Source organism: Jeotgalibacillus haloalkalitolerans, assembly GCF_034427455.1.
GTDB lineage: Bacteria > Bacillota > Bacilli > Bacillales > Jeotgalibacillaceae > Jeotgalibacillus > Jeotgalibacillus haloalkalitolerans.
In genome coordinates this window covers 1-564 of record NZ_JAXQNN010000016.1, presented here as the reverse complement: position 1 = coordinate 564, position 564 = coordinate 1, and the positions used below count along the sequence as shown (strand labels likewise).

General features: G+C 40.4%; 1 protein-coding gene. It reads right to left on the bottom strand.

Features of this window, described 5'->3' with window-relative positions:
- Positions 1–564, bottom strand: a 564-nt coding sequence (locus UFB30_RS16525; RefSeq protein ID WP_322422762.1) for an IS3 family transposase, incomplete at both ends; no start/stop codon positions are given.

Here is a 564-nt window from a genome sequence, read left to right as displayed (position 1 = left end):
TCTAATTCCTGTCTGAAGTGCTCCATACTCTCAAATTCTTCTAAATAAAGTAGCTCACTCTTTAATAAGCCAAAGAAGTTCTCTATGACGGCGTTGTCCAAACAATTACCCTTACGGGACATGCTCTGTGTAATTCCCTTTTGTTTTAATGCATGCTGATATTGTTTCATCTGGTATTGCCATCCCTGGTCAGAGTGGATGATAGGCGTTTCTTCGGCTCCCAGCCTACCAAAGGCTTTATCGAGCATTTTGGATACGAGGGAGTAAACAGGACGTTTTTCAACCTGATAAGAAATAATTTCTCCATTATATAAGTTAAGAATTGGTGACAAATATAATTTCTCACCAAATAGATGGATCTCTGTTACATCGGTCACCCATTTCTCATTAGGTGTTTCCGCCTGAAAGTTTCGTTCTAATAGATTGGGCGCAACCTTGCCTACGTTTCCGCGGTAAGATCGATATTTCTTCATGCGGACAAGACTCTTCAATCCCAGTCCTTTCATCAATTTTAATACCGTTTTATGATTGACGGTAAGACCCTGATTGCGCAGCTCCATTGTA